At 62.9% G+C, this 22947-nt stretch carries 16 protein-coding genes; 9 read left to right on the top strand and 7 right to left on the bottom strand.

The features are described from left to right. The 3 genes from MHM88_RS21365 to MHM88_RS21355 all read right to left on the bottom strand — a co-directional run. Positions 1-1522: polysaccharide biosynthesis protein (locus MHM88_RS21365; RefSeq protein ID WP_239368844.1), on the bottom strand; the 1522-nt coding region annotated here is incomplete at its 3' end. A 505-nt stretch (positions 1523-2027) separates the two neighbouring features. Then, the gene (locus MHM88_RS21360; protein WP_239368842.1) at positions 2028-3137 is read right to left on the bottom strand and encodes a ParB N-terminal domain-containing protein; all 1110 of its coding nucleotides are present in this window, start codon (positions 3135-3137) and stop codon (positions 2028-2030) included. A 73-nt stretch (positions 3138-3210) separates the two neighbouring features. Continuing rightward, the gene (locus MHM88_RS21355; protein WP_239368840.1) at positions 3211-4620 is read right to left on the bottom strand and encodes an AAA family ATPase; all 1410 of its coding nucleotides are present in this window, start codon (positions 4618-4620) and stop codon (positions 3211-3213) included. A 484-nt stretch (positions 4621-5104) separates the two neighbouring features. Here MHM88_RS21355 and MHM88_RS21350 point away from each other — a divergent pair, with 484 nt between their 5' ends. Continuing rightward, positions 5105-6109 (top strand): replication initiator protein A, encoded by a 1005-nt coding sequence (locus tag MHM88_RS21350; protein ID WP_239368838.1) that lies wholly within the window; start codon positions 5105-5107, stop codon positions 6107-6109. A gap of 202 nt (positions 6110-6311) precedes the next feature. After that, the gene (locus MHM88_RS21345; RefSeq protein ID WP_239368836.1) at positions 6312-7565 is read left to right on the top strand and encodes a glycosyltransferase family 4 protein; all 1254 of its coding nucleotides are present in this window, start codon (positions 6312-6314) and stop codon (positions 7563-7565) included. 51 nt (positions 7566-7616) lie between these two features. On the opposite strand, the gene MHM88_RS21340 is transcribed toward MHM88_RS21345, so the two are convergent. Beyond that, positions 7617-8384 (bottom strand): ABC transporter substrate-binding protein, encoded by a 768-nt coding sequence (locus tag MHM88_RS21340; protein ID WP_239368834.1) that lies wholly within the window; start codon positions 8382-8384, stop codon positions 7617-7619. Positions 8385-8608: 224 nt separating this feature from the next. Between MHM88_RS21340 and MHM88_RS21335 the strand changes: the two genes are divergently transcribed. The 4 genes from MHM88_RS21335 (at position 8609) to MHM88_RS21320 (ending at position 13057) form a co-directional block, all read left to right on the top strand. Further along, entirely contained in the window at positions 8609-9580 is a 972-nt protein-coding gene (locus MHM88_RS21335) for an SIS domain-containing protein (RefSeq protein ID WP_239368832.1), read from the top strand. A gap of 275 nt (positions 9581-9855) precedes the next feature. After that, the gene (locus MHM88_RS21330) at positions 9856-10959 is read left to right on the top strand and encodes a DUF4123 domain-containing protein (protein WP_239368830.1); all 1104 of its coding nucleotides are present in this window, start codon (positions 9856-9858) and stop codon (positions 10957-10959) included. A gap of 173 nt (positions 10960-11132) precedes the next feature. After that, a complete protein-coding gene (locus MHM88_RS21325) occupies positions 11133-12812 on the top strand; it encodes a hypothetical protein (protein ID WP_239368828.1) in 1680 nt (559 codons plus the stop codon). Next, positions 12812-13057 (top strand): hypothetical protein, encoded by a 246-nt coding sequence (locus MHM88_RS21320; protein WP_239368826.1) that lies wholly within the window; start codon positions 12812-12814, stop codon positions 13055-13057. The genes MHM88_RS21325 and MHM88_RS21320 overlap by 1 nt, the downstream gene beginning before the upstream one ends. Before the next feature lie 469 nt (positions 13058-13526). On the opposite strand, the gene MHM88_RS21315 is transcribed toward MHM88_RS21320, so the two are convergent. From MHM88_RS21315 to MHM88_RS21305, 3 genes are all read right to left on the bottom strand, one after another. After that, complete coding sequence (locus MHM88_RS21315) at positions 13527-14564, bottom strand: NAD-dependent epimerase/dehydratase family protein (protein WP_239368824.1); 1038 nt, start codon at positions 14562-14564, stop codon at positions 13527-13529. Positions 14565-14645: 81 nt separating this feature from the next. After that, positions 14646-15812, bottom strand: a complete 1167-nt coding sequence (locus MHM88_RS21310; protein ID WP_239368822.1) for a nucleotide sugar dehydrogenase — start codon at positions 15810-15812, stop codon at positions 14646-14648. Positions 15813-15814: 2 nt separating this feature from the next. Then, positions 15815-17248 (bottom strand): mannose-1-phosphate guanylyltransferase/mannose-6-phosphate isomerase, encoded by a 1434-nt coding sequence (locus tag MHM88_RS21305; protein ID WP_239368820.1) that lies wholly within the window; start codon positions 17246-17248, stop codon positions 15815-15817. Between the two features lie 413 nt (positions 17249-17661). Between MHM88_RS21305 and MHM88_RS21300 the strand changes: the two genes are divergently transcribed. The 3 genes from MHM88_RS21300 to MHM88_RS21290 all read left to right on the top strand — a co-directional run bounded on the left by MHM88_RS21300 (position 17662) and on the right by MHM88_RS21290 (position 22933). Further along, positions 17662-18165 carry a hypothetical protein gene (locus MHM88_RS21300; RefSeq protein WP_239368818.1) on the top strand — a complete coding sequence of 168 codons (504 nt, stop codon included), beginning with the start codon at positions 17662-17664 and terminating at the stop codon, positions 18163-18165. 75 nt (positions 18166-18240) lie between these two features. After that, on the top strand, positions 18241-20553 hold the full coding sequence (locus MHM88_RS21295; protein ID WP_239368816.1) for a M10 family metallopeptidase C-terminal domain-containing protein: 2313 nt from the start codon (positions 18241-18243) through the stop codon (positions 20551-20553). A gap of 220 nt (positions 20554-20773) precedes the next feature. Next, positions 20774-22933 (top strand): calcium-binding protein, encoded by a 2160-nt coding sequence (locus tag MHM88_RS21290; RefSeq protein WP_239368814.1) that lies wholly within the window; start codon positions 20774-20776, stop codon positions 22931-22933. The last annotated feature ends 14 nt before the right edge of the window (positions 22934-22947 follow it).

Here is a 22947-nt window from a genome sequence, read left to right as displayed (position 1 = left end):
TCGCCTCGGCCCCAGCCTGGAGCACCAGCTGCACCGCCTCGCGGATGGTCATGAAGTAGCGTTTGACCCGCGGATCGGTGACGGTGACCGGCCCCCCCCGGGCGATCTGTTCCTGAAACAGCGGGATCACCGATCCCGAGGAGCCCAGCACATTGCCGAACCGCACCATGGTAAAGACCGTGCGACCGGCAGACCCATCCCCCTGCGGCCCGGAGCGCGAGGCCAGATCCTGCACGATCAGCTCGGCCATCCGCTTGGAGGCGCCCATCACATTGGTGGGGCGCACCGCCTTGTCGGAAGAGATCAGGATGAAGCGTTCGACGCCATATTCCGCCGCCGCCCGCGCCAGGGTCTGGGTGCCAAAGACATTGTTGGCCAGACCGGGCAGGGGGTTGGCCTCCACCAGCGGCACATGTTTATAGGCGGCGGCATGCAACACCACCTGCACCCGGTGCCGTTCGAGGACCCGGCGCACCTGGCGTGGATCGGTGACCGACCCCAGGACCGGCACCAGCGGAATATCCGCGTCTTCCAGCTGCTGGGAGAGTTCCTGGTGAATGGTATAAAGCGCCAGCTCCGACAGCTCATACAACACCAGCTTGCTGGGGCGGCAGGCCAGGATCTGGCGGCAGAGTTCCGAGCCGATCGACCCACCGGCCCCGGACACCAGCACCACCCGGTCGGCATAGGACTGGGCGCAGGCCTGGAGCGGCACATCGCAGGCATCGCGGCTGAGGAACCGCTGCGGCGGCACCGGCGTCAGCTTGTCCACCAGCGCCTCCTCGCCGATCAACTGGGCAAAGGAGGGCAGCGCCTGCACCTCCAGCCCCAGCTTCTGCATGCGCTGGATGATCTGTGTCTGTTTCGGCTGGCTGTGAGAGGGCATCGCCAGCAGCACGCGTTTGATGTTGCGCCCTTTGACCACCTCGGCGATCCGGGTCGGGGCATAGACCGGCAAGCCAACCAGCGTCAGCCCCTGGAGCGATTTGTTGTCGTCGACAAAGGCGACCGGGTCGATCCCGTCATGGGCCTTGAGCGCCTGCGCCAGCTGGGTGCCGGTATTGCCGGCGCCATAGATCAGCACCCGCGCCCGCGGCCGCGCCCGGCGGTAGAGCGCCAGCACCATCTGCAACATCACCGCCCGCGCCGCCACCATCATCAGCAGGTAGCTGAGGCCAAAGACCACATGCACCCCCAACGGCAAGTCCGGGCCGAACAGCGCGCAGAACCCGGCCTCCGCCGCCGCCACCACGGTGGCCAGAAGCGCGGTGAGGCTCACCGCGTGGCGTTCATAGGCGATCAGCTGCACCTGCGGCAGCCCCAGCCAATAGGACAGCCCCGCCGCCAGCAGCAGGATATAGGGCAGCACCGGCAGCATCTGCCCCAGCAGCACCAGGGGAGAGACCGGCATGTCTTGCAGCACCAGGGCAAACAGCAACGCAACCGGAAGCAGCAGCAAGTCCAGCGTCAGAAAGATCGTGGCCTTGTTCTGACGCGTCAGCCGCTCCACGAGTTTCAACATGTTCGTCACCTCAAATCGCGGGCGTCCCACGCCCGTCTTCAATCGCGTTCCTGATCCAATACACGGGTCGAAATCATCACATCCCCCTCACGGTTTTATGCGCGCGGCGGCGCCCGCGCCATAGGTTTCCCACGGAATAAATCCAGAAATACGATGTTTTCGCCCGTTCTGTCGTTAACGCATCCCGATATCGGCAGAGTTGCGCCGGTACTGCCCGAGAAACAGGCACGCGCGCGGGGTGCTCGACGCGACCGCCCGCGCGGATGCGGCAGGGACTGGCGCGGAGACCGCCGGACAGGTAGGTCAGCATCCCTTACGCATTGTTTCGCGCACGAAACAATAGGTCAGCACTACTTACCCAATGTTTCGCACGCGAAACAATAGGTCAATATTATTGACCTATATTGCTACCCCTGGACCACATCGCGCCAAGGGGCCTCCCAGACTCAAAACAGGCGCCCCGGAGGACGCCTGCCTGTCTCGAACAAAGAGGGCACCGGCAGGATCAGCGTTGGGCAAACCAATCTTGCAGGGCCTGCACCAGATCCGGGGTGACGCCATCGCCGCGCAGTTCGATCTTCCGGGTCTCTTCCGTGAAGGTCAACGTCACCCCGGGGGCTGCGTCCAGCGAAACGCGGTTTTGCGCAGGACGGGACGGGCCCGGGGGAGAGGAGGCCTCGGAGGATGGTTCAGAGGGAGATTGCGCGGGCGTCGGGGCAGGGGAGGGCAGGGGATCAGAGTCTAAATACTCATTTAGTCTCGCATCCCAAGCCGCAATATGCCCATGCAAAACCGCCAGCTCTTCAGAGACATGCTGGCAATCCGAGGCAATCAGATTGCCGGCCAGCTCGCGGCCAAAGCGGGGGTTCTCCTCCAGATGGCGGGCGATGGCGAGGCCCAGTTTTTCGGGGATCGCGGTCGGGTAGCGCAGCACATCATCCAGCGCCTCCACCAGCGTCACAAAGCTTGCGATCTTGGAACGCTTGGCGCGGGGGACATTCTGAAACAGCCCCAAAAGCGCCTTGCGCTGATCCGGATAGACCCCCTCTGCCAGCGCCTGCACCGCGATGCGTGCGCGTTCATAATGGCTGAGGTTCACCCGGATCTCGTTTTCCTCGACCATCGCGAGATAGGCGTCCGCCGCGCTTTCGGGGCGCACCACCAGCGCTTTGACAGTGGCGAATTTAGGGTCTGAAGTCTCGTCATAGAGTCTGCGCAGCGCCGTCAGACGCCGCCAGCCGGAAATCAGCCCATGGGTTTTCTCGCCATGGGCGTCTTCGCGTTTGACCACCTCGATCGGGGTGTGCTGACCACGGGCCCGGAGCGACTCCATGAGGCCCAGCATGTCGTCCTCGCCCTGCTCGATGCGGTCGCGCACAAGGTAGGTCTCGTCAATGGCCGACAGCGGCAGCTCTTCGATCATCAGCCCCTTGGTGCGGGCCTGCTCCAGAACACCGGAGAGTTCTTCGAGCGCGGCGGAGGCAGAGGTATCAGAAGCCACCTGCGCAATGGGCGCCGCCCCCATCGAGAGCGGGCCGGGGGCCGCGGCGGAGCTTTTGTCACTGCCGCTCAGATAGGTGGGCTGGGCCGGGGTCAGCCGTTTGCGTTTTGCCATTCTCGTCGTCCTTCCTCATCCCGCCACTCGGAGCCCCAGGCCCAGAGTATCGCAGTCCCATCCTAATGCCGCCTCAGGAGGCCGCGCGCTCGGCCTGCAACGCCAGTTCCTCGCGGCGCCAGACGCCGTTGAGCAACCGCTTGAACGCCGCATAGGTCTCATCAAACGTCTCGCGCCCCCGGGCATAGGTCTCGCGGTTGAAGTCGCGGTAATCCGCCTCGTAGATGCCATTGACCTGCTCGCCCGCCTGACCGATCAACGCGGTGTAATCCTGCCGGTGCGGCGACAGGGTCGGGCCCATATAGGCCTGCACCAGCCCCGCCAGCTCGCCCTGTTGCGCGCCATCGTAGCGGGTGATCACCGCCCGCACCGCATCCCATTCAAAGCCGATCTCGGGCCGCCCCAGAGCACGGGCGGCGAGGTTCTCGCCCTCCTCGATGGAGGCAAAGGTGGAATGCAGCATGTCAAAGAACCGCCCCGTACTGTCGAACTCCAGAAACGACGCGCCCATCGGCACGAGCAGAATGTCGGCGGCCGAAAGCCCGTTGATGGTGAGGTAGCCAAGCGCCGGGGGCGTGTCGATAAAGACCACATCGTATTGATCGAGCACCCCGTCGGCCTCCAGCCGGTCGGTGAGCGCATCCCACAGTTTCCACGCGCGTGCCGCCATCCGCCAGACCGGGATCTGGAACTCGGCCCAATACAAATTCAGCTGCGCGCCAATCAGATCAATGTTGGGCCAATGGGTCGGCTGGATCACATCCGCCGCCGTCATCTCCATCGCGGCGGTGAGGCTCTCGTCCAGCGGCTGCGGTGCGTCGCCCCGATCCAGACGGCGCTGGTTTTCCACCCGCAGATGTTCGCCGTAGTGACGCGCCAGCAGCGGGAATGCGGTCTTCCACTCATCCTCGACCTTGCCGCCAAAGATTGAGGTCATCGAACCTTGGGAATCCAGATCGATCACCAGCACCTTGTAGCCATCCAGCGCCGCCGACATCGCCAGATGCGCGGCGGTCGAGGTCTTGCCAACGCCGCCTTTGAAGTTCGCAACCGCCACCAGTTTGGCGGCCAACCCCTCGGGGCGATAGGGCAGGTAGTTCTTGGCCTTTGATCCTTGCGCGGCAAAAAACGCGCGCAGTCGCAGCACCTCATCCAAAGTGAACCACTTGGCGCCGCCTTCGGTTTCCGACCGCCCCTGCGGCAGATCCGGATTGGCTTTGAGCACCCTGCGAAAATGGGCCTGCGCCACCGGGATCAGATAGCGGGTGATTTCCCAGGTGGAGAACAGACGCAGGTGCTTTGTCCCCTCTTCATTGAGACCGCGGCTGGCGAGATCGGCACGTCCCCGGGCGCAGCCTTCGGCAATCTCGGCAAAGCGGGCAGTGTCGGTGGGCTGGTCCAGCTCCGCCATCGCCGCATCGGGATCAATGTTGAAATAGGGGGGCAGGGCGGTGCCTGCCTTGCTGTGGATATCCTTGGCCATCCTGCGTCCTGCCTCATGTTGGAACAGAGGATGCCCTGCCCGGGTTTGCCCGGATCACCACCCTCGATGTATCGCCTTTTTCACAAGATAGCAGAAAAGGCAGCAGGTGGAAGCATTATGATGACATTGCCATTATTTTCTAAGCAAATCCGTGACTTGCAACAGGCGATATCGCTGGTGTCGGAGATCTGAACAGGAGGGGTGAAAAAAACATGTCCTGTTATTATTGTGTTATTTCTAGTTAAGGCAGAGCAGGGGCATCTGCAAAGTCCTTTTTTTACTGGGCTTTGGCGGTGAAATTCTGAGACGAGCGACTCTGAAACCCCGATGAAATGACTCTGAACCCCCGATCTGCTGACTCTGAACCCCCGTTGTGCGGGGCTGTGGATAACCCTAGGGTGGGTGTAATCAAAACCACGAATGCGAATCCGGCGGCACAGCGGGACGCACATCGTGGAACAGGCAGAGCAGTGAGACTGAATACATGACCAGCGCGGTGAGCGGGGCCGGGGGCTATCCACCCGAAGGGCAGGGGGCATATTTCCTCTGTGACATCTTCGATGCGATGCCGAAGAATGATCTGGCATCGATGGAGCATCCGTTGTTTTCGCTCAGTACGCGGCCTGACCGGCGCATTCTGAACTACGAGCACAACGGCGCCGAAATCACCGTGACGCCGAGCGTCAAGGGGCTGGCGACGATCCACGACAAGGACATCCTGATCTTTTGTGTGAGCCAGCTGATGGCGGCGCTCAATGCGGGCCGTCAGGTGAGCCGCACGCTGCATCTGACGGCGCATGATCTCTTGATGGCCTGCAACCGCGAGACCTCGGGCGATGCCTACCGGCGGCTGCGCGAGGCGTTTGAGCGGTTGGCGGGCACCCGGATCACCACCAATATCATCACCGGCGGACAGGAAATCACCTCGGGCTTTGGCCTCATCGAGAGCTGGGAGATTGTGCGCAAATCCCGGGGCGGGCGCATGGTCTCGGTGGCGGTGACGCTGTCGGACTGGCTGTTTCGGGCGGTGCTGTCGAAATCGGTGCTGACGCTCAGCCGCGATTATTTCCGCCTGCGCAAACCGCTGGAACGGCGCATCTACGAGCTGGCGCGCAAGCACTGCGGACGTCAGGACAGCTGGCAGATCTCGGTGGAGACGCTCCTGAAGAAATCCGGCTCCGCCAGTCCGCGCCGGGTCTTTCGCAAGATGATCCGCGACATGATCGAAAACCAGCCCTTGCCCGATTACGAGATGGCAGAGCTGGAGGGCGACATCATCCGTTTTGCCCAGAAGGACAAGCTGCTGGAGACACCGCCGCCGGTGGTCTCCGAAGCGGCCCGCGACGAGGCGCGTCGCCTGCTGCCGGGGGCGGATGTCTACGCGCTGGAGGCTGACTGGCGCGCGGTCTGGGCCCGCTCGGGGGGGCCACGTCTGAGAAAGCCGGATGCGGCCTTCCTGGGCTGGGTGCGCAAACGGGCAGGTGCCTGAGCGGGCGGGTTTTGAGGGGCGCGCCGATGGCCAGGCGCCGTTGCGGAGGTCACCTTTTAGTGGGGCCCGCCGGGGGCCGCCGCCGCGCGGGAAACGCCATGTCCCGGGGCTGCATGTGGTTTTCGGCTGTCTGTTGTGCAGCTAAGGTGCAAGCGCCGCAGAGCGGCCAATCGCATCGAGAGAGAGCAGGGGAGCAACCGCAATGAAACTGCTGTTTGTGCATCAGAACATGCCGGGTCAGTATCGCGAGCTGGTGAAATGGCTTGTCGCGCAGGGCGGGCATGAGCTGGTGTTCCTGAGCCAGCGGGGCGATGTGAAGATCGCGGGCGTGCGCACGGTGGTCTATGCGCCCTTCCACACGCCGGCAAAGGAGGCCTTTGGCCTGGCCCGGGACTGGGAAGCGGCGGCGGGGGCGGGCTTTGGCGCCGTGCAGGCGATGCAGAAATACGAGGCCGAGACCGGCTTTCGCCCCGACATCATCCTCGGCCATACCGGCTGGGGGGAGTTGTCCTTCTTCAAGGATCTGTGGCCGGATGTGCCGATCCTCGGCTTCTTTGAATATTACTACAATATGGAAGGCGGCATGGTCGGCTTTGACCCCGAACAGCCCGCCGGGGCCCATGCGCCCTATTTCAACCGCGCCCGCAACGTGGTGCCCTGCCTCAACCGCGAGGTGGTGGATCTGGGCCATGTGCCGACCTACTGGCAGCGCGACCGCTTTCCGGCCTCGTTCCATGACATGATGTATGTCTGCCACGATGGCATCCGGGCGGACCGGTTGCAGGCCAATCCGGATGCGCAGATCGCGCTGGGGCGTCTGGGCCATCCGCTGTCGCGCGGCGATGAGGTGGTGACCTATGTGGCCCGCAACATGGAGCGCGCGCGCGGGTTTCACATCATGATGCGGGCGCTGCCGGAGATCCAGGCGGCGCGGCCCAATGCGCGTATCCTGATGATCGGCGGCAACGAGGTCTCCTACGGGCGCGAGAGCGACCACCCCGGCGGCCTGCGCGGCGAGATGGAGGCCGAGGTCGGTGACCGCGTCGACTGGAGCCGGGTGCACTTTCTGGGCCGGGTGCCCTACGGCGATTTGTGCCGCATCATCCAGCTGTCGCGCTGCCACGTCTATCTGACCATGCCCTTTGTCCTCAGCTGGTCGCTTCTGGAGGCGATGGCGATGGAGGCCACCATCGTGGCCGCCGATGTGGCGCCGGTGCGTGAGGCGATCACCCATGGGGACACCGGCCTGCTGGTGGATTTCTTCGACCCGGAGGCGCTGGCCGCGCAGGTGGTGGAGGTGCTGGCCCGCCCGGCGGAACATGCGGAGCTGGGCGCGCGGGCCCGGGCGCGGGTGCTGCGGGACTATGATTTCCTGACCCGCTGCCTGCCGGAGCATCTGCGCCAGATCAACCGGCTGGTCAGCACCGCGCCGCCGATCCGGATCGACTCGGGCTGAGCACGCCCCGACAGGGGGCCGCGCCGCCAGGAACAGGCCGCGCGGCCTGCTTCAGCCATCCACGGCGGCGGCGATGATCTGGTCGATCGTCCCGTCCGCCATCATCGCCGTCAGGGCGCGGTCCAAATCGGCGGCAAATCCTTCGGCCTCGGTGCCCTGCCAGCTGCCGCGAAAGCCGATCATGCTGTCTTCGACCGAGGTATCGAGCACCTGGGTGATGCCGCTGAGCCCAAGTGCTCCCATGGCGATCTGTGCCGTCAGCTGCTCCTGCACGTAGCAATCGATACGGCCGGCGGCGAGTTTCTTCAGGTTGAGATCGGTGGTCGGCGCCTCCTGAAGCGAGATCAGGCCGCTGGCGACCAGGTCAAAAAACTCCGGTCCCGGGGTGCCGAAACCGGCGTTGTTGCCGAATGTGAGCCCCTTGAAGTCCTGCGGGTAGGACCAGTCGGCTTCGGCCACGCCATCGCGGCAGTAGACGGAGACGTTCTCGGTGAAAGGCGCCACCGAATAGGTGCCGATCCAGGGGCGGCTGTCGGGCTTGTGGTAGGTGCCGACCAGGCCATGGGCCTGCCCGCTTTCGACCAGGTTCACGGCGCGCGACCACGGCACCGCCTCCAGAACGACGTCATAGTCGCCCTCGACACGGGTCAGGGCTTCGGTGATCACCTCCGCCCAGATGCCGGTGGGGCGTTTGCCGTCCTTGGTCATATAGGGGGCATAGGCCTCGTCCTGGACCAGGCGGATGGTCTCGGCAAAGGCGGGGGCGGAAAACAGGGAGAGGGCACAGGCGGCGGTGGCCAGGAGCGTGCGACGGGACATGGGTGTTCCTTTCTGCTGCAAGGGGGCTGTCCCGGTTGGCCTAGCAGGCGCGCATTAAGGCCCGCTGAAAATTTTATGCCCAGTTTATGGTCGGGGATCGGGCCAGTTCTGTTGCCCGGGGCCGCTTTGCCGGGGCGGGCAGCACTGGTCTTTCGCCTGTGTGCCGCCTACACAGGAGCCAGATGATGCTCCTTCCTCCATCCCCAGTGCCCGGAGACCGCCACATGACTCCCCGACAGATGACCCTCGACGAGACCCTGGGCGAAATGGCCCGCGTGCTGACGGTGGAGGCGGCCGCGCTGACCCGGATGGCGGGCGACGTGGGCGACGCGCAGCTCAAGGCGATCGAAATCCTCGAGGCCATGGAAGGCCGCGTGATTGTGTCGGGTGTCGGCAAATCCGGCCATATCGGCAACAAGATCGCCGCCACCCTGGCCTCGACGGGGACGCCGGCGCAATTTGTACATGCCACCGAGGCCAGCCACGGCGATCTCGGCATGGTGACGCCGCGCGATGTCTGCCTGGTGATCTCCAATTCCGGCGAGACGTCTGAACTGGCCGATATCGTCACCTACAGCCGCCGCTTTGCGATCCCGCTGATTGCCATCACCCGCAAGGCCGACAGCACCCTCGCGACCCAGGCCGATGTGGTGCTGCTGCTGCCCGACGCGCCCGAGGCCTGCGGCATCGGCATGGCGCCCACCACCTCGACCACGGCGACGCTGGCGATGGGCGATGCGCTGGCGGTGGCCCTGATGAAGCGGCGCGGCTTTGAGCGCGAGGATTTCAAGGTCTTCCACCCCGGCGGCAAGCTGGGCGCGCAATTGATGCTGGTGGACGGGTTGATGCACACGGGCGAGGCCTTGCCGCTGGTGGCGCCGGACACCCCGATGTCCGAGGCGCTTTTGACCATGACCGCCAAGGGCTTTGGCCTGGCCGGTCTGGTCGAGGGGGGGCGGCTGACCGGCATCATCACCGACGGCGATTTGCGCCGCAACATGGACGGGCTGATGGCGCGCACCGCGGGCGAAGTGGCCACCCGCGGCCCCAAGGTGATCCGCCGCGGCTCGCTCGCCTCCGAAGCGCTGCACGAGATGAACAGCCGCAAGATCTCGGCCTTGTTCGTGCTGGATGACGCGGACCGGGTGGCGGGGCTGCTGCACATCCACGACTGCCTGCGCGCGGGCCTGGGCTGAGCGGCGGCGGGCGCCTCTGTCCTGTGCCTGTCAGGCGAAGGCGACGGGGCGCGGGGTCGCAGGTGGGCGGATCGGTCGGACCTTGAGGCCGGGATGACCGTCGCCGCCGTGGCGCGGCGCTACAACACATCTCACCAGGCCGTTCTGCGCATCCGCGACGCAAGGAAACACCCTGATCTCTTTTTGCCGAATGCGGTGTGTCACACGGCAATGCGAGCCGGCGAGCCCGCAATAGACCTCTTTGGGCGCTGTTTTGCTGACAGCTGATATCGGGATTGAGGTTTGCCGTCTCTGGTTCCATATTGTGCACGCATTGGTTGATTTATTTAAGGCGTCTGATGATGCAGGCGGAAGATGATTACTGGCTTGATCTGGGCCGCGCAGCGGATGCGGCTCCAGGCGTTCTCCCCAGCGCAGGCGGAGAAGAAATCTGCGGAGTTGAGCCGCTGGGGGATCAATTCGGTGTCTGGCCTCAGAAGACCGTGCCGGATACTCTGCAAACCCCGTTGTTCGGCCCTCTTGCGGACGGCTGCGAAACGGGGACGGGCTGTTTCGCCATTCTGGACGGAGCCAAAATCGCGAACCTGCCGGACGTTCTAATGGCCTCGGGTTTGCCGCACCGATGCCTGTTCCAGGGGGACGCTTTTGACACCTTGGGTGATGCCGCGCCGTGGATTGTGCAGCTTGACGCTGGCAGCAGCCTGACCCGGCAGCTGTTCACCACAGGGGCGGAACCAACGCAGTTCTGGGATCGTGAGCCGGGGCTTTATCTGCGGTCGCCACAGGACCTTGATGCGCTGTGGCAGCACTTCAGGACCTTTACCCGCGTGCGTAACAGTCAGGGCGACTGGGTCTTTTTCCGCTTTTGGGAGCCGCATGTCGCCCAGGCCTGCCTGGAGGCCGGATATCTGCGTTATTTCCACGGTTCCGAGCAGCAGATGACCGCGACCGTGATCTGCTGCAACGTGCTGGAGCAGTGCACATTGCATCACGCCCCGGAGCATCCCGGCACCGCGCCCGCCTGCCAGCTCAGTCACGCACAGGAACAGGCGATGGCCCAGGCGGGCGCGCGGCGGCGGCGGATCGAGATGGCCCTGGCCCTACGCCGCTCGTTTCCCGAGCAAACCGCCGGCCGGTCCCGCGACGATCTGCACAGCATGGTCGCGCAGGTCGCCCAGCGAATGGGCGCCTACGGCATTCGCAAGCTGCGCAGCATTCATGTTCTGGCCAGCTGGCAGCTGTTCTTCGGTGAGCGCTTTGAACAGCGTGATCCGGCCGGCCAGCTGATCCAAATTCTTGCAGGCCATTTGGACGAAGACGCCAAGCTGGCCCAGCTGGAGCGCCGCATGGATGCGCTGCATGAGACAGGAGCGCTTTGATGGCAGATGGCAGCCCCAAAACCCCGGCACCCAGCGCAGTTGCTGCCCAGGCCCGGGCGGGCGCGCCTGCGGCGCAGGGCGACATGGACCGCATCTGCCTGCCTTGCGCGGGTCTGATCCGGGTTGAAGCCTGTTACCGGGATGCCTGGACCACACCGCTGACCAATGCCTGTGTGCGGGTCGAGGACAGCACGGGCGTTGTTGTGGACGGGGCGGTCCGCACGGAACCCCTGATCGCCCATGGCCTGAAAGACGGGGACGCGCCGACCGCCCCGCTGGCCACAATGGGAACCACCCCGCCCATCGAGGTGGCACAGGGGGTTTCGGAGGTCACGCTGGTGCCGCAGGGGGCCGGAGAGGCTGACGCCGGTATGGGCGACCTGGGCGCGGCACTGGCTGGGTTCCGGGACGATGCGCTGATGAAGTTGCAGCCCTATGTGCTGGAATGGGAAGCCAGGGGCCTCCTCTCCATCCCCGAGGCGCGGTTCCGGGGTGTCGGCAAGGGGCTGTCCGCCTGGTACCAGGGCGAGGCCGATTTCTGGGGTGGTGTCAGCGACCGCGCCATTGCAGCCTATCAAAACGCCCAGAACTGGCATGACGCCTATGTGGCCCGCCAAAGCCCGTTTGAACAGGGCATGATGCAATACGGCGGCCCCTTCGGCGCGATTGCGGTTTACGGGACATCCTTGGTCGAAACTGCCGCCGAAACTGTTTCGGACTGGATCAGCGGCGCGGATGATCTGGCCGCCTACATCGCCACCATCATGGCGGCGATGCGCGATCTGGCCTCGGGCACCGTGGATCTGATGGAGGCGGCGCTCGACAGCCTGCGTGCCCTCCCAGGCGAGACGGGGCGGCTGTTCGCGCAGCTCATCGACAACGGTCAGGACTGGATCGAGCGGCTGGTGCTGATCGCCAGCGAGACCAACGCCTTTGAATACGTCTTCCACGTCTTCATGGCGGTGGCGATGAACATGACGCCCAATTTCTGGGCCGAGATGGCGGGGGTGGTCAGCGGCTTCATCCTGCCGGAGGTGCTGATCGAGATCATCCTGGCGGTCATCGCGGCCCTTACCGGCGGCGGCGGCATCGCGCTGCTGGCAGGCCGCCTGGCCACCTTTGTGGCCAAGCTGCGCGGCCTGGCTGTCAAAGCCAAAAGCCTCGGCATTCTGGCTAGCATCGTCGAGGCCTTCGGCAAGGCCATCACCGCCCTGGGAAAAATCGGCAAGGGCCTGCACGACGAGATCGAAGCCTTCACCCGCGCCGGCGCCAACGGCGTGGCCCGTATCCGTCACCGGGTGAACCAGTACAAGGTGGAGATCGACCCCAACACCCTGGGCATGAACGGCGGCAACATCAGAATTACCCGTAAACGCAGGGCCGGGCTAACGGACGAAAAAATAAAAGAAATTGTAGGCACTCCAAAAGGTCAGAGGCCTGATCCATCGACCTATATGAGCAAGGCTGAAATTGATGAGCATTTGGCCAAGTTTGACGACGGCGCAGTACGCGTGACGCCTGCGAGCGCTATCGATCAATATGGTACAGCAGGCCCTCCGGGCGGTTTTGTCATGCCAAAGTCCGAGTTTGATAACTTGGTGCAAAATTCAGGAGGGAACTTAGCGAATATTGAGAAGCGGCTTGGGTTGGACGCAGGATCATTGTCAAACGGGGAAATGGTCGCGGTGCGTATCGACCCTGAGGATTTCAATGGTCTGAGGATCCCGTCTGGGAACGAACTTGGCGCGAACAGTCATTGGTTACCAGGTGGATATACTTCCGGAGGTGCGCCAGAAGCTGTTATGGACTTCGACGGAGTCCCATTCGAAGTTATGAAGATAGGAAATCAATAATGGTTGAGTTTGGAAAAAAAATTTATCCTCCCAAGAAGGGGGCGACCGTCGAGAAAACCGATACATCAATAAAGGGCCCTCACTGGTCAATCACTCTTATCGACGGCAAATATGTTTATGAATATGTGTCTGGAAGTCACGGAGGCGGGATTAAACGGCACGTTGTTAGCAAGGAAGACTTTGAAGCGGTTCATGCAGACCGCATGACAGACTATGATTTGGCGCTAAAGTACGACTTGAGTTGAAACATTTGAATACTTCGAAACTGAAACCTAAGGCGCACTGCTGCGCCGCGTGAAGTACACGGAGCACCGTCACCGCTGCCGCGGTTTCGGCATCGATCACGATATAGTTGGGCGGACCACCAGTTCCCGTATTCCCTCCACCTTGCCGGAAACGTCATCAGGTCTGCGACTGCCGGGGCCTTCCATTTGAGTTTAGGCATGGCGCTTCCCGTCAATCAGGGTGTGGGCTTCCTGCATCACCTGATCGTGCGGTGTGTCGCTGGGCACGGGGCGGAAAGCGCCTCCTGCAGTTTTGCACGGCCCCAGGCATCATAGGCGTTGAACCGCTTCTTGTTTGCCGGAGACCCAGAAGTAAGGATACTGGGTCATGGTAAAGACGAAGCACGGAACACGTTATCCAGAGGAATTGCGCGCCAGAGCGGTGCGGATGGTTTTGGATCACGAGAGCGAATACGCGAGCAGATCGGCGTCAGTGCGGGGCATCGGTGCTGGTGTAGTCCCGGTACCATTGCACAAAGCGGGCCACGCCCTCGTCGATGCCGGTCTGCGGCACATACCCGGTAAGCCGGTGCAGCAAGGTGGCGTCGGCCCAGGTTGCGGGCACGTCGCCGGGCTGGATCGGCATCAGGTTGCGCTGCGCCACACGGCCGGTGGCCCGTTCGATGGCGGCAATATAATCGGTCAGCGGCACCGGGGTGGAGTTGCCGATATTGACCACACGGAACGGGGCCACCGGCGACAGGCTGTCCCCGGCGGGCACCTGGCCGTCCTCGGGGCGTTCGGGCACCGCGGCCATCAGGCGGCGGATCGCCTCCACCAGATCTTCCACATAGGTGAAATCCCGCTGCATGTTGCCGTGGTTGTAGACGTCGATGGGACGGCCCTCGAGGATCGCCTTGGTGAATTTGAACAGCGCCATGTCGGGCCGGCCCCAGGGTCCGTAGACGGTGAAGAAGCGGAACATGGTCACCGGCAGGTCGAACAGATGGGCATAGGAATGCGCCATATGTTCGGTTGATTTCTTGGTGGCTGCGTAAAAGGACATCTGGTGATCGGCCTTCTGGTCCTCGCGATAGGGCATCTCGGAATTGGCGCCATAGGCCGAGGAGGTGGAGGCCAGCAGCATGTGGCGGGGCGGATGCGCCCGGGCGGCCTCGAGCAGTTCGAAGGTGCCGATGAGATTGCTTTCCAGATAGGCGCGCGGATGCTCGATCGAATGGCGCACCCCGGCCTGGGCGGCCAAATGGATAACATAATCTGGATTATGGGAGGCCAGCAGATTGCCCAGCAAACCGGGCGTCTCGATCCGGCCGGTGACCGGCAGGAACTGCCCCGGCCCGGCAGCGGCGGTCTCGGCCAGCAAGGCGTGGCGCTGCTCTTTCAGGCGGACATCGTAATAGTCGCTGAAGGCATCCAGCCCGATCACCCGCGCCCCCTGCCGGAGCAGCAGCATGCTGAGGTGAAAGCCGATAAAGCCGGCCGAGCCGGTGACGAGAACGGTTTGCATGGCGGCACACTCGCAGTGGGATTGCGTTTGCCTCGTCCTAGAGGTCCGCCGGGGGCGTGACAAGCAGCGGCGGCGCGCCCCTCAGTCCGCCTCGAACAGATCGCGGGTGAAGACCTTGTCGGCGACATCGCGGATTTCGTCGGTCATCCGGTTGGCGACGATCAGATCGGCCTCCGCCTTGAAGGCGGCCAGATCGCGGATCACCCGGCTGTGGAAGAAATGCGCCTCCTCCAGCACCGGCTCGTAGACGATCACCTCGACACCCTTGGCCTTCAGCCGCTTCATGATGCCCTGGATCGAAGACTGGCGGAAATTGTCCGACCCCGCCTTCATCACCAGCCGGTGGATGCCGACCACCTTGGGGCCTTTCATCAGGATCTGATCGCTGAGGAAATCCTTGCGGGTGCGGTTGGCATCGACGATCGCCCGGATCAGGTTCTGCGGCACGTGGTTGTAATTGGCCAAGAGCTGCTTGGTGTCCTTGGGCAGGCAGTAGCCGCCATAGCCAAAGGACGGGTTGTTGTAATGGCCGCCGATGCGCGGATCGAGGCTGATGCCGTCGATGATCTGGCGGGTGTCCATGCCGCCGGCCATGGCATAGCTGTCCAGCTCGTTGAAAAACGCCACCCGCATCGCGAGATAGGTATTGGCAAAGAGCTTGATCGCCTCCGCCTCGTCGGGGTCGGTGAACAGCACCGGCACATCCGTGTCCTCGGCCCCCTCAAGCAGCAGATCGGCAAAGACGCGGGCGCGCTCGGAGCGCTCGCCGACAATGATGCGGGAGGGGTGCAGGTTGTCATAGAGCGCCCGGCCCTCGCGCAGGAACTCGGGGGAAAAGATCACCTGATCCGTCTCCAGCCGCGCCCGGAGGTCCTGCACATAGCCCACGGGAATCGTCGATTTGATGACGATGGTGGCGGCGGGGGTAATGGCGATCACCTCGGCGATCACCGCCTCGACGCTGGAGGTGTCGAAATAATTGGTCTTGGGGTCATAATTCGTCGGCGTCGCCACCACCACATAGTCCGCCCCTGCATAGGCCTCGGCGGCGGTGGTGGTCGCGCTCAGGTTCAGGCTACGGTCGGCGAGAAACGCTTCCAGCTCCGGATCGACGATCGGGCATTGGCGGGCGTTGACCATCTCCACCCGCGGGGCGGAGATATCGGTGGCCACCACCTCATGATGCTGCGCCAGCAGGACAGCATTGGACAGGCCGACGTAGCCGAGGCCAGCAACTGCGATTTTCATCTCTAGGTCCTTGCGTAAGCGTCTTCGTAGCGGACGATGTCATCCTCGCCGACATAGGCGCCGGTCTGCACCTCGATCAGCACCATCGGCACCTTGCCCGGGTTTTCCATCCGGTGCACCGCGCCGACCGGAATGTAGACGGATTGGTTCTCGGTGACCAGCTTGACCTCCTCGTCCACCGTCACCCGTGCGGTGCCCTCGACCACGATCCAGTGTTCGGAGCGGTGGAAATGGCTCTGCAGGCTGAGGCTGGCGCCCGGATGCACCAGAATGCGCTTGACCTGGAAACGGCTGCCCACCACCAGGCTCTCGAACCAGCCCCAGGGACGGTGGTCCTTGGGAAAGCTGGTGGCCTGGGGCGCGCCCTTTTCCTGCAGCGCCTGTACCGCCAGCTTGACGTCCTGGGCGCGGGACTTGTCCGCCACCAGCACCGCGTCGTTCATCGCCACCGCCATGATGCCCTCAAGCCCGATGCCGACCACCTCCAGCCGGTCGCTGTCCGAGCGCAGCAGCGTGTCGGAACAGTCGATCGCCGTGGCACCGCCGCTGGCCACCACGCCGTTTTCGTCGGGCCCCGCCTCGCGCCAGACCGCGTCCCAGCCGCCAAGGTCGGACCAGGCCGCATCAAAAGGCACCACGGAGAGGTTGCGGGCCTGTTCCATCACCGCGTAGTCGATCGAGATATCCGCCGCCGCCGACCAGGGCTCCGGCGCCAGCCGCAAAAAGCCCAGATCCACCTGCGCCTCGCGCAGCGCCGCCTCGACCGGAGCGATCAGGTCGGGGGCATGGGCCTCGAAGGCGGCAATGATGTCCTTGGCGGCAAACAGGAAGATGCCGGCGTTCCATTTGAAATTGCCCGCCGCCAGCATTTCGGCCGCGCGCAGGGCATCGGGTTTTTCGACAAACTGCTTCAGCGCCACCGCGGCGCCCTCGGCCCCCGGCGCCTCGGCCAGTTCGAGATAGCCATAGGCGGTTTCGGCATGGGTGGGCGTGATGCCGAAGGTCACCAGCTGGCCCGCGGCCACGGCCTCCAGCCCGCGGACGACAGCGGCATGAAAGGCCGCCACATCGGGCACCACGTGATCCGACGGCGCGATCAGCAGCACCGCCTCCGGATCCTGGGCCCGGGCGCGCAGGGCCGCCGCCAGCACCGCCGGCGCGGTATTGCGCCCCTCGGGTTCGATCAGGATGGCGCCGGGATCAATGCCCGCGCCCTGAAGCTGCTCGGTGACGATAAAGCGGAAGTCGGAATTGGTCAGCACCATCGGCGGCGCAAAGGACAGCCCCTCGGCCGTTCCCGCCAACCGCTTCGCCGAGGCCTGAAACAGGGTCTCCTCCCCCATCAAGGGCACAAATTGCTTCGGATAGCTCTTGCGCGACAACGGCCAAAGGCGAGTTCCTGAGCCACCACAGAGGAGAACGGGGGTAATCGACATAGGATGCCTCATTCAGTGTGCACACTCTTGTCCTAGTGGAACCACCAGATTTCACAAGCCTGCCAAGGCGCAGAGCCGTAAATCTGCACGTCTGTCTGGTTTGCGCCAGCCGGAGGGGACGAAACCGCCGCCACCTGCACGCTCTTTTGAAAAGAAGTCTCTATTTCACCAATCCCAAAGATAAAAGCCACCCTAAGGTTTTCCCGACAGGGCAGCTGCCGCTGCTTGCTGCTGCTGCAACGGCCGCGCCAAAAACCGCCCGTCGGGGCGATTTCTATCTTGGATCTTAGACAACCGGAGCGATTGCCATTAAAACACCTCATTTAGAGGCACCATGCGCTTTGGTCGGGGGATCGGAGTAAGTGGCCTAGCCTGAGCAGGCAGGCGAGTGGGAACAAAGGTGAGTCAGGAACATGTATGGACGTTTGCGCGCCGGCGTGCAGTCGGGGCTTCTGGTGCTCTGTGGTGGGCTTTGGGCCGGCAGCCCGCAGCCGGGGCAGGCCATGGGAGCTGATCCCGTTCCCGCGACACCGGCGCTGCTGGTGCAATGCCCCGCCGAAGTGCCAGAGCCGGACGCGCTCTGCGCGGCGCTTACAGCGGCGCTGGACACCGCCCTGGACGGGGCTTTCGACATCCGCAGCCGCCAGATCTCCGCCGCCGACCGGAACGCTCCGCTGCTGCTGCCGGAACAGGCCGAGGCCGCCGGCACCGTTCGTCTGGTTCTGGCCGGGATCGGTGAGGATCGGCTGAGCGGCCACCTGGAGTGGCAATCCGGCTCCACCCCGCCGCAACAGGGGCCGGAGGTGGCGCTGGATGTGATGGATGCCAGCCTCTCTGCCAGCATGTACCCAAGTTTTACCCGCGGATTGCTCACGGCAACCCCGGATCTGCCCGCAACCTGGGCGCGAACACCCTAGACGTGCCGTTCCTGTTGACAGCCCGTCATTCTTCAGCTTCCTGACCGTCAAGGTTTTCCAATCAAGAGCTTCAATATGTGTTTCCTGTGTAATGCCACCCAGACCTTTGACCCGCTGCGCCACGGCGAAGACGGGAACGGCGATTTTGCCGCCATTACCGAGGTTGCCGATGCGCCCGCCTCCATCGCGACCGGCTATTCCATGTCGGTGGGGGATACCTTCAGCGGCACGATCAGCAACAGCGGTGACGAGGATTGGGTGGCCATCACCCTGACCGCCGGAGAGACCTACCAGTTTGATCTCACCGGCGCCCCCAGTGGTGACGGGACGCTGTCGGACCCCTATTTGCGGCTCTACAATGGCAGCGGCACCCAGATCGCGGCCAATGATGACGGCGGGGTCGGCTATGAATCCCTGCTGAGCTACACGGCCACCACCAGCGGCACTTACTACCTGGTTGCGGATGCCTATGGGATCAACACCGGCACCTATACCCTGGGCGTGAGCACCCGGGAGCCGGCAGAGCCCGCCACCCTGGACGAGATGGCCGACTTCCTGACCGACGGCTACTGGCAGGGCACGTTTCGCTCCGGGCGCAGCTTCGACACTTCCGCAGACAACCAGATCTCGGTCAATATCACCGGGCTCACCGCCGCCGGGCAGCAACTGGCCCGCTGGGCTTTTGAGGCCTGGGAACGGGTCGCCAATCTGGAATTTGTGGAAACCGCATCGTCCGTTGCTGACATCTCCTTTGATGACAATGCCGACGGCGCCTTTGCCCAGTCCGTGACCAGCGGCGGCACCATCCTGTCGTCGGAAGTGAATGTCTCGACCAGCTGGTTGACCAACTCCGGCACCTCGATCAACAGCTATTCCTTCCAGACCTATGTGCATGAGATCGGCCATGCGCTGGGGCTCGGCCACCAGGGCGCCTATAATGGCAATGCCGTCTACGGCACGCATGAAACCTTCAGCAATGACAGCTGGCAGATGTCGGTGATGTCCTATTTCGACCAGGAGGAAAATTATACCACCAATGCCTCCCGCGGCTTTGTGGTCACCACCATGATGGCTGATATCGTGGCGATCCAGAACCTCTACGGGGCGCCGGATGAGAACAGCGAGACCGCGGGCGATACCACCTGGGGGGCCAATACCACGCTCACCGACAGCTATCTCTATGATATCTTCGGGGTGCTCGAAGGGCGCGACTCTCCGGACCGCGACTCTGACAACAGCATGGCGCTCACCATCTATGACGTCAGCGGCACCGACACGCTTGATCTCAGCAACAACACCACCGCCGACCGCATCGACCTGAACGATGAAAGCTTCTCCGATGTGGCCGGCCTGATCGGCAATGTGGGGATCGCCCGCGGCACCGTGGTCGAGAACCTGATCGCGGGCAGCGGCAATGACAGCATCACCGGCAATGAGGCCAGCAATCAGGTTCAGGCCGGCGCCGGGAATGATGAAATCGCAGCGGGTGCCGGCCATGATTCCATCTGGGGCGAAGCAGGCAACGATAGCATCGATGGCGGGGCCGGAGCAGACAGCCTGGTTGGCCAGAGCGGCGACGACACCTTGTTCGGCAGCAGTTCCACCGACTTGCTGCGTGGCGACGAAGGCAATGACAGCCTGACCGGCGGGACCGGTGACGACACCATCTATGGCGGCAGCGGCAACGACACCATTTTCAGCAATACGGCGCTCGACACCGTTTATGGCGGCGAGGGGCACGACTATATCTCTTCTGGTGACGGCGTCGATTATGTCGACGGTGAAGGTGGCAATGACACCATTTATGGTCGCTCCGGCTGGGACAGCCTGTTTGGCGGGGACGGGGATGACAGCCTGATCGGCAGCGAGGGCGATGACCTGTTGAATGGCGGGGACGGAAACGACTGGTTTTCCGCAGGTTCGGCATGGGACACGGTCTTTGGCAATGATGGCAATGATACGCTGTACGGCAACTTCGGCTCTGACGTGCTCTCTGGCGGTGCGGGGCAGGATATCCTCTATGGTGGCACCGGCGACGACAGCCTGCGCGGGATTGATGGCAACGACACACTCTATGGGAACCAGGGTGTTGACCGGCTGGAAGGCGGCAGCGGCAATGACCTGCTACGTGGCGGCACGCTGCGTGACACCTTTGTCTTTGATACCGGTCATGACAGTGACGAGATCAACGACTTCGAAACGCATCGTGACCGGTTGGAGCTATCGTCAGCGCTGGTTGATGGGCTGAACGACGGGCAGGATGTGCTCGACACGTTTGCCAGCATCCAGAACGGTGTGGTGGTATTTGACTTCGGAGGCGGCGATCAGATCACCCTGTCTAATCTCACCACGCTGGACGGATTGGACGACAATATTTTCATCGTCTGACTCGATGATGTGAGACACCCATTGCGTGTCAACGTTTCAACGCACAGGTGCCGCGTTGCGGTGCCTGTGACACATCGGTGTTGGGTCCATCTCATACCCGCAACCGACACATTCAAAAATTATTGACTGACCCTCGCGCCACCCATTAGCGTCCATGTCGTACAGACGTTAAGGGTCCGGAGCGGGCCCTTTTATGACGATTCATGAAGGGCCTATTGCGATGACCACCTATTCCTTGAGCGGAATCACCGTACTCTTTTCTGATGAGGAGGATGCCGTTGCAAACGGTGTCGAAACCGGTGCTGAGCTGCATTATTATCTCCCCGACGGAGCCCCCAACACCCTGCGCTACACAACCGGCACAGGCATCGATGGGGAAACCGACATCGCCAATATCAACGATCCCAGCGAGGCATTGGTATCCCTCAACGGCGGTGACTACCCGGATCTGAGCGAGGAATTCATTCTCGAGGCCACCTGGAATGACAACGGCACCACCCGGACCACCATCGTTCTCGGGGTGGACGAGCTGTATGACACCGGCAGTGGCGAGGATTACGCCAACCGTATGAGCATCTTTGTGCTGTCTGGCGATGCCTTGCCGTCCATCTCCACCGCGGCCGAATGGCTGGCGTTCGAGGACAGTATCACCAGCATCGGTTACCCGAGCGGCACCTATGCCCCGAACCAGGACATCCTGCTGTCGAACTTTTTCCCAAGCTCCAGCGAGGATGATGAGGTGCATGGCACCTCTGGGGACGACCTGATCGAAACCGGTGCGGGCAATGACAACATCTACGGCAACGGTGGTGACGACACCATCAATGGCGGCGATGACGAGGACTGGATGGTCATCAACCGCCACAATGCCACGCTTGATGGCGGAGAAGGAGGCGAGGACTTCGATGACGCCGTGATCTATGATTATGGCGATACAGATGTGTTGGTCGAGTTCGACGCCGGCAACGAGGAAGGGTCTGTTACAATTCAGGGCCGTACCGATCTCGATGATGCGGGCACCACGGAATACACCGTGACCGGCAGCAATATCGAGCGCGTTGTTCTGGACACGGATGGCGAAGCGCTCATCGAGGGCAATGACAACGACAATCGCATTCGCCTCAACGAAGTCCAGGGCGTCTTTACCTTCAACGGCGGCGGCGGCACAGATCAGGTCGACCTGCATCGCACCTGGGTCGAAGATGATGGCGGCAATCGCATCCGCGGCATCAGTCTTGAGTTCTTTTTGGAAAACACCCGTCTTGAGGGCAGCGCAGACAGTCTCACCATCTATGATGCTGATGATGATAGTCTGGTTGGGGTACTCAATGACGTGGAAGTGCTGCGGTTTAGTGATCGCACGCTCACTGTGGCAGAAGTTCTGGCCATGGATCAGGCTGGCGAAGGTGACGTCATCACAGGTAATGACAGCCGCGAAGACCTGACGGGCACCAGTGACAACGACACCATCACCGGCGGGGGGGGATACGACACCCTTGATGGTGGCGCCGGAAACGACGAGATCGACGGTGGTACCGGTGGCGACAACATCAATGGCGGCTTCGGAGATGATACAATCCACGGCGGCACGTCCACCGACCTCATCTACGGTGATGAAGGCAACGACAGCGTCACAGCCGGCACCGGCGATGACACCGTCTACGGCGGTGACGGCAATGACACCATTTTCAGCAATACCTCTCTCGACACCGTCTATGGCGGTGCCGGGGATGACTACATCTCCTCGGGCGATGGCGTAGACTATGTCGAAGGGGGCGAGGGCAACGACACTGTCTACGGCCGCTCTGGCTGGGATACCCTGTTTGGCGGCGATGGGGATGACAGCATGTACGGCAGCGAGGGCGACGACGAGCTCTCCGGCGGCACCGGCAACGACTGGATTTCTGCCGGATCAGCCTGGGATACGGTCTATGGCAATTCCGGTGACGATACGCTGTACGGCAACTTCGGCTCCGACGTGCTCTCCGGAGGGCTCGGCGAGGACGAAATCTATGGCGGCACCGGCGATGACACGATGCTGGGCGGTGCCGATGACGACACGATCTATGGCATGCAGGGCGTTGACCGCCTAGAGGGCGGCACCGGCAACGACCTGCTGCGTGGCGGCACTCTTGTCGATACCTTCGTCTTCGACACTGGCCATGACGCCGATGAAATCAACGATTTCGAAACCTTCAACGACCGCCTCGAGCTGTCTTCGGCACTCGTCGATGGGCTCACCGAGGCACAGGATGTCATCGACACTTTCGCCAGCATCGAAAACGGCGTTGTTGTCTTCGACTTCGGCGAGGGCGATGCCATCACCATCTCGAACCTGAGCAGCCTCGCCGGCCTAGCGGACAACATCGATATCGTCTGACCCTCCTCACGGGC

This window comes from Epibacterium sp. MM17-32 (assembly GCF_022348205.1).
Lineage (GTDB): Bacteria > Pseudomonadota > Alphaproteobacteria > Rhodobacterales > Rhodobacteraceae > Epibacterium.
This window is presented reverse-complemented; position numbering and strand designations above follow the sequence as displayed.

Excerpts from the sequence above, each read along its gene's own strand:
- MHM88_RS21305 (WP_239368820.1), bottom strand. The coding sequence starts at position 17,248 with ATGTCGATTACCCCCGTTCTCCTCTGTGGTGGCTCAGGAACTCGCCTT.
- MHM88_RS21315 (WP_239368824.1), bottom strand. The coding sequence starts at position 14,564 with ATGCAAACCGTTCTCGTCACCGGCTCGGCCGGCTTTATCGGCTTTCAC.
- MHM88_RS21300 (WP_239368818.1), top strand. The coding sequence starts at position 17,662 with ATGTATGGACGTTTGCGCGCCGGCGTGCAGTCGGGGCTTCTGGTGCTC.
- MHM88_RS21350 (WP_239368838.1), top strand. The coding sequence starts at position 5,105 with ATGACCAGCGCGGTGAGCGGGGCCGGGGGCTATCCACCCGAAGGGCAG.
- MHM88_RS21295 (WP_239368816.1), top strand. The coding sequence starts at position 18,241 with ATGTGTTTCCTGTGTAATGCCACCCAGACCTTTGACCCGCTGCGCCAC.
- MHM88_RS21290 (WP_239368814.1), top strand. The coding sequence starts at position 20,774 with ATGACCACCTATTCCTTGAGCGGAATCACCGTACTCTTTTCTGATGAG.
- MHM88_RS21335 (WP_239368832.1), top strand. The coding sequence starts at position 8,609 with ATGACTCCCCGACAGATGACCCTCGACGAGACCCTGGGCGAAATGGCC.
- MHM88_RS21345 (WP_239368836.1), top strand. The coding sequence starts at position 6,312 with ATGAAACTGCTGTTTGTGCATCAGAACATGCCGGGTCAGTATCGCGAG.
- MHM88_RS21355 (WP_239368840.1), bottom strand. The coding sequence starts at position 4,620 with ATGGCCAAGGATATCCACAGCAAGGCAGGCACCGCCCTGCCCCCCTAT.
- MHM88_RS21320 (WP_239368826.1), top strand. The coding sequence starts at position 12,812 with ATGGTTGAGTTTGGAAAAAAAATTTATCCTCCCAAGAAGGGGGCGACC.
- MHM88_RS21310 (WP_239368822.1), bottom strand. The coding sequence starts at position 15,812 with ATGAAAATCGCAGTTGCTGGCCTCGGCTACGTCGGCCTGTCCAATGCT.
- MHM88_RS21360 (WP_239368842.1), bottom strand. The coding sequence starts at position 3,137 with ATGGCAAAACGCAAACGGCTGACCCCGGCCCAGCCCACCTATCTGAGC.
- MHM88_RS21340 (WP_239368834.1), bottom strand. The coding sequence starts at position 8,384 with ATGTCCCGTCGCACGCTCCTGGCCACCGCCGCCTGTGCCCTCTCCCTG.